This is a genomic window from Bradyrhizobium sp. WYCCWR15520, from assembly GCF_056174665.1.
In genome coordinates this window covers 1-6,278 of record NZ_JBWBWM010000106.1, presented here as the reverse complement: position 1 = coordinate 6,278, position 6,278 = coordinate 1, and the positions used below count along the sequence as shown (strand labels likewise).

5 protein-coding genes and 1 pseudogene are annotated in these 6,278 nt (G+C 58.4%); 1 reads left to right on the top strand and 5 read right to left on the bottom strand.

All coding sequences use genetic code 11. From position 1 onward, the window contains the following. Positions 1 to 126: 126 nt before the first annotated feature. Positions 127 to 483: pseudogene (locus AC0QUY_RS42010) on the top strand (IS5 family transposase); the annotation flags it as partial. 22 nt (positions 484 to 505) lie between these two features. On the opposite strand, the gene AC0QUY_RS42005 reads toward AC0QUY_RS42010, so the two are convergent. The 5 genes from AC0QUY_RS42005 to AC0QUY_RS41985 form a co-directional block, all read right to left on the bottom strand. Next, positions 506 to 742 (bottom strand): hypothetical protein, encoded by a 237-nt coding sequence (locus AC0QUY_RS42005; protein WP_161855533.1) that lies wholly within the window; start codon positions 740 to 742, stop codon positions 506 to 508. Positions 743 to 1,088: 346 nt separating this feature from the next. Next, positions 1,089 to 1,742, bottom strand: a complete 654-nt coding sequence (locus AC0QUY_RS42000) for a hypothetical protein (RefSeq protein WP_475391662.1) — start codon at positions 1,740 to 1,742, stop codon at positions 1,089 to 1,091. A gap of 690 nt (positions 1,743 to 2,432) precedes the next feature. Further along, positions 2,433 to 2,807, bottom strand: a complete 375-nt coding sequence (locus AC0QUY_RS41995) for a hypothetical protein (RefSeq protein WP_161855535.1) — start codon at positions 2,805 to 2,807, stop codon at positions 2,433 to 2,435. Positions 2,808 to 3,386: 579 nt separating this feature from the next. Further along, complete coding sequence (locus AC0QUY_RS41990; RefSeq protein ID WP_161855536.1) at positions 3,387 to 4,733, bottom strand: type II toxin-antitoxin system HipA family toxin; 1,347 nt, start codon at positions 4,731 to 4,733, stop codon at positions 3,387 to 3,389. Next, positions 4,723 to 5,064, bottom strand: coding sequence for a helix-turn-helix transcriptional regulator (locus AC0QUY_RS41985; protein WP_057861162.1), 342 nt, complete (start codon positions 5,062 to 5,064; stop codon positions 4,723 to 4,725). The genes AC0QUY_RS41990 and AC0QUY_RS41985 overlap by 11 nt, the downstream gene beginning before the upstream one ends. Positions 5,065 to 6,278 lie beyond the last annotated feature (1,214 nt).

Sequence of the window (6,278 nt, the reverse complement as noted above, 5' to 3'; positions counted from 1 at the left end):
GCAGCGGGCTACAACTTCCGGCGTCTCATCCGCTGGCTCGAGCTCTTGTTGCGCCAGTTCCTCGCCCAGCTCACGGTCCGACTTCAATTCGTCCCGAGTTGAAATCCGGCGTTCTTCACGGCCGACGGCTTAGGCTGTCCTGTGCGGTTTACGCTGACCGCAGGTCAGAAAGGCGACGCACCGCAAGCATCGGCCCTGATCGACGGATTGCCCGCTGAGGTCGTCATGGCCGATACGGCCTACGATGCCGATCACTTGCGCCAAGCCATCGCTGCCAAGGGTGCGATCGCCGTCATTCCCAACAACCCATCACGGGCACTCAAGCACCCGCTCGATAAGCATCTCTACGCCCAGCGCTATCTCGTCGAGTGCTGCTTCAACAAGCTCAAACAGTTCCGCCGCGTTGCCACTCGCTTCGAAAAGACCGCACGCAATTACCTCGCCGTTGTCACCCTCGCAGCCATCGTCCTATGGCTGCGATAAGTGTCCACGCTGCCTAGCCTTCTCACCGACGCGGCGGACAGGCGGGGCAATCTGGTCCCGCCGCCTCCACTCCAGGCAAGGCGCCGAGAGCAGCCCTTCCCATCGCATACAACGCAGGGGTGACCTTCAGCTTGAGGCCCTTCGCCTCGCACTCATCTGCGAATGCTTTGAGGGCTCCCTCGCGCTCCAGCATCGAGAGCACGTTGAAAACCGTCTCCACAGTCAATTCAATGTCCTTGCTTCCTGCCTGGCGTGCCATGACGTCTTCTCCTTCTATACCGGTACTACGGAAATCGCCCGATCCCGGTGCCTAGTCGCACGAGTCATCCTGCGTATTGAAATCTCGCTGGCGATCCAGCGCAGCTGACGCGGCCGCCTTCGAAGCCTCCTTCGGTGCGAGCGAAATTCTTCCGATCTCGTCGAACCGCGGCAATCCCGATTTGTTCGGCGGAAGACGGATCAGGATTATGATCGTGTGCATATCCTGTCGGCTGTTGTCCAAATTCACTGCGAGATTGGATGGGACGAACTTGCCAGCTACCGGATTTAGCTGGTTGATGGATCGAAATTGCCGGTGAACTTCGTCGTGAAAGTAATCGTGTCGGTCATCTGGGCGGTGGTGTAGTCGTTGTTTTCGCCCGCGAGATTTCCGAGCTGGTTCTGTACCAGGAAGCTATGCACAAGTGATCGAATCTTGAGCAGCCCGGCGGCGGGATAGATGGCATTAATCTGCTTAGGGACAATGTCGCACATGCCCTCTGTACTAAGTCGTGCGAGGCTATCAAAACTATCGTAGACCCTGAAGTGCCGCTTAACTTCCCTGGTTCGGTCGTTTTTTGCGGTAACGCCAATCTTGTCCGTCCACTAGAAAACGTCTTCAGGAGAGTAAGATCGATTCCGTTGCCGTTCACCTCCGTCGAGTCGATGGTGAAGTCGTAGCTGATCGAGGTATCCTTGTAGAAAAGGAAAGGATCGCGAAGCTCTTTTACGAAGTAGTTCCAGTTGAGACTGCGGAAATACTCAGGCCGCGCGCGAAGCGTGTCGATCAATTCATCCTTGGTCATCCGCTGATACACGAACGGGCTTTTCGCGGCAGCAATGTTCGCGATGATCTCCTCCCTGATCGCGTCGCGCGTCTGGCATCTAATGATTGTCGCGATCTCTTCGCTGGCGAAACCCGTGGTATCTTCCGGCAGCGGATAGATAGAGCAGCCACCTGTTGCCAGACATAACAGCGAGAAGAACGCCCGGCGAAACATTGGCGTACCCCGCAAGAAATAAAAATAAGCCCGCAAGTCCCGTCCCCCTTCGACGCATCATGGCAACTCTATCGGTACCAGCGCTGGGGCAATCTGAGAGCAGGGGAAATCCCTAGGTTGCATCCCCGGAAGCGTGTTCAAGCCGTTTTGGTGTGCTGGGACATAAAAGAGTGTCAAAGGACACAAAGAGTGTCACGTTTTTCGGCGCGGAATCTACCGAAAAACACAACTCAAGATAAGAAAAGAGCGAGGCAGAGGCTATTTCAGCCGATTTTTTGCGCATTGCCGCGGCCGGACCGATCTGCTTGCCCGATGTGCATCCGTCCGCGACTAAGCGTGATCCGATCGATTTCGCCGGCCGTTTGCACCGCTCGCCCGACTGCTAACGTGACCCCGACTTACGCACAAGCCTGACTCCATAGCTTGTCACTACAGGTCGTGATCTCAGGGGCATTCAGCTTGCATCGAAGCTGAGTCAAACTGCAAATGCCTAGGTCCGGGGCTACCCGACAATACCTGCCAAAGTGTCGCCCAAGGCTGCTTTTCCAAGCATGGACGGCGTGATTTTGGCCGTGCGTTCATGGTTAGAGCCAGCCGCTGATAACGGTCTGGTTGCAGGTTCGAGTCCTGCCGGGCGCACCAGTGAATCAATGGCTATGCGGACACTTTGAGAACGACTCGATTTCCACTTTAAGAGCGACTCGATTTCGTTTTGAAAACGACTCGATCTTTCATCTCACTGACGCAGCTAACGATTTTCGCCTCGATTTTTTCGCCGATTTCGGCGCGCGAAAAAACCGAGGGGGGTCTAATCAAGCTGACAGCGGCATCAGAGTTGCGCGAAAGTGCCTTGATCTTGCCCCAAGCGCGCGGCCGAGCGCCGTGCTCTTCGTTGTCGTTGGGATGATCGTCTTCAGCGGGCTTTCGGGCCCATTCAATCAGGTGCTGAGGTTTTCGGATCGTCGGCCCCTCACCGCCGTGGGTCGCGCTCGTCGGCCGCACTTCGCCGGGATTCGCATAAGATGCCTTATGCGAAGTCGATTGCCCGCCGACGATCCGTCGCATTATCGCAGATGACCTTCTTACCGAAACCCTGCGCGAGGGTGGCATCACCGCGGCGGAAAACGAATCCAGCGTGGTTCTCTACGGCCAGATCGACGGCCGAAACATCTTTCTGACGGCGGACGCGGATTGAAGGCTTTGGGGGCGGCCGTATCGTACGGGAACGCCATTGGTCTGCAGTTCGGAACCGCCCTAAACGTGTTTCGGGTGCCGCATCACGGCAGCCGCAACAACATCTCCCCTACGCTTCTCAATCGGATCCTGGGGAATGTCTCAGGCTTTGGAACGAGAAATTCCATTGGTTGCGTCATCTCGGCGGGGCCTGATGATGAAACTCATCCCCGGCAAGTCGTGGTCAACGCGCTGATACGACGTGGTCTCGTGCCGCAGGATACAAAGGGAGGTATCCTTCTGTTCAATCACGGCGTACCGAACCGACAAGGTTTCGGTCCGGCTCAAACGCTGCAGTTCGCGACCAGGGTGGAGGCCTACGATTGACGCGATGATGTCGGCATTTTCTTGATCCGGCCCAGATCTGACATGTGCCACGCGGGTGATGGTTTCGCACCCGGGCCCCGGCGGTCACATCCGATTTCCCACTGTGGGAAGCTCTTCCGGGTCGTCGGTCGCGATCGTCGGGTCATTCAGGTCGTAGCTGAAGCCTTCGTACACGAAAGCGCTGTGGATGAGCTCGCAGTCCCTTTCGCTGACACCAGCCTGGCGGGCGACCGCGTACCAGGAGGCGCCGACGGTTTCGATCATGCCGTCGATGATGCGAGTAGCCTCCTCCTGCGAGACGAGAAATCGCTCGCTTTGGGAAAGCAGATTGGTGCGGTTGGCGTACCGGCCCCAATCCCCGAAAGCCATCGCGAGATCACGGCGCTCCAGCGCGATCATCGGGTTCGGCGTCAGATCGTAGGCAGGCGACAGCGACCAAGCCGTATCCTTTGCGACGATCGCGTGATTCCGAGGATGGTCGTCGGTGTTCGAAATCAGCGTATTGAAACATACGCGACGGAAGAGTTCCGGAAGATCCCTGGTCTGACTTGCCGTAGCGGCCCGCCGGACTTCGTCGGCGAGCAGCAGATAGGACCATTTGCGGCGCTTGTCCGCAGTATCGGGCGAGTCGTCCGCATCGATAAGCGTCAAGGCGCTCACCATTCGGCTACGCAAATATCCTTTCTCCGTTTTGTGACGGTCGAACCGCTTCACCAGGAGCACGTCGCGAGTACCGACGGTGGTCAATCGACTTTCCGCGCACGAAATCCCGCACGAGCGCGCGAGTGTCAGCATCGCATGCTCGACGCGAGGATTATTCCACCGGTCGTCGGGATGCGAAAATTTGGCTACCCAAAGCGCATCCTCATCTTCGACGGTCGCCTTCGGACGCGCGCCGCCCATGGACGTTCCGGCATTCAGAAGCGCTTCGGCCTGTTCGGCGTCGGCACCCGCGGGCTTTGGAGCATCCGGATCCCTCTCCGCCGCGACGATCTGGTCGGCGAGGTCGATGAGCTTGGCCAGATCGATAGTGCGATTGAATTTGCGCATAGGTGCCGGCGGTTCGACATTAAGACCGAAGCCGAGCGCGCCGGCGCGGTCGTCGGGCGAATTGAGCAGATACTGAATCTCTGTCGGTGCGACGTTGCCCAGCCGCTTCTCGATCAGTTTCCGCCCCCAGGCGTCGGGAGAACTGTCGCGAAGCGCTCCGAAGTTGCCCCGCAGCTTGGTCGTCCGGAACACCGGCACTTGAAGCTTGAGTTCGACCGGGTCGAATTCGACCCGGTCGTTTCGCGAGAGGTAGCTCTTGCCATAGACAAATTGGCCTACCGCCGTCCCTTGGCGGCCCGTATCGAGTTGGTACCTCCCGGCGATGACCGGTTCGGTTTGTCCTGGCAGCGTGATGTAGACGAAGCACTCCTCAGAAGGCATTGCTGGGCCCTCCTCCGGTTCGCGCGCGCTCGCGCTCTTCGAGGCCGCTGAGGGCCAGTCCCTCTTCGTCGGTCTTCGGGTCGGCCACACCATCTAGCGTCTGAAGCAAATTCATGGCCCACAGAGCTGCGACGTAGATGCCCGCGCTGGTACCGAGCTTGCCCTTTTCTGCGTCGGAGAGCACATGGCGATCCACACCGAGTTTTGCGGCGAGCTCTGAAAGGCTGAGGTTGCGCCGAAGCCGCGCCGTCCTGAGCTTGTTACCCAAGTTTTGCAGAGCTTCTTGGACAGCAATCGGCGGGGCATTTGTGAGTGCGCTGCGGGGCGGCATGGCGTCTTAAGGCTCCCTTATCCAGGTTAAAGGCGTCTCATGGCTCCAAAAAGATAGGCCTGCCTCAGTCAAAAGTCAAGCCATTGGAACCATAACCTACCCTAAACTGCCTTAAGGGCGCCTTAAGATGCCAAGAGGTTCATATTTGAGGTGCCCACGGAGCCGACCGCGCCCCCAGCCAGGCCGACAGGTTACGGGACGCTTCTCCACTCGCGGTTTCGGGCTCAAGCATCTGGAAGTGGCGTCCTGCGGGTGGCGATCAGAGTCGGCACTTCTTCGCACCCTGCGTTGACTCGATGGCATCGAGACCTACTTGTCTGTAATCGGCTTGCTCCATCTGCCGGCGAGAACAACAGTCGACTGTCTAACATGAACGAACCGCTCGAACGTCCGGTGAAGCGCATTCCGCCCGAACTCGCGTCGTTCGTCCGCGCGGTTCGCGAGGCACTTCACCGGAGATATTCAAGGCGGAGACCATCGCCGACCGTGAAGTCGCATGGCATGTGCTCGACGTGCTCGCAGACGCCGGCATTGGAATCCTCGCGTACAGCCGCATGCTGCTCGGGTTCTTCATCACGTTCGAGCCGCCGAGCCTGTATTCGGTGCTGGCGACGCTGAAGAGGGTCAACCGCCACAAAGGATACGTCCAGAAGCTGTACCCGCAGATCAAGGCACCGAGGTCCACTACGCGCCGGCGGACACCCCTCAATACAAAGCGATTTGCGAAAGGCTGTTCGGCACCATCAACCAGGGCTTGGTCCATATCAGCCTTCTGATCCTATCCGCGTCATCGCATTCCAGAGTCCCGGCGAGACGACGCACAAGGGCGGTCACTGACCGACCATCATGGGGGAGCGGGAACCCATAGCGTGAGTGGTCGTCGTATCGCTTGAACCATAGAGATAGCCGGACCGCCATGCGCGAGAAGGGGTCGGCTTCCCCTAGCCGCTGTGCGACGTCCGATAGTTCAGCAGCCGCCGACCCAAAGGTCGTATCGTTCAGCAATCGTCTCGGATCGGTCTCCGGGAACGCGGAGAAGACCTTTCGCTTCTGGGTGTCCTGTTGGCGCTCCATAGTACGCATACGACGAAGCTTACGATTACCCACATTTTTGAGTCAGAGTTTTGCTCCCGTTGCGATATCGATGAATCGCGATAATCCGCGCCACATGATCAGATTCCCTGGTGGCGGATCGTTGGCGCGGGCGAGATAGC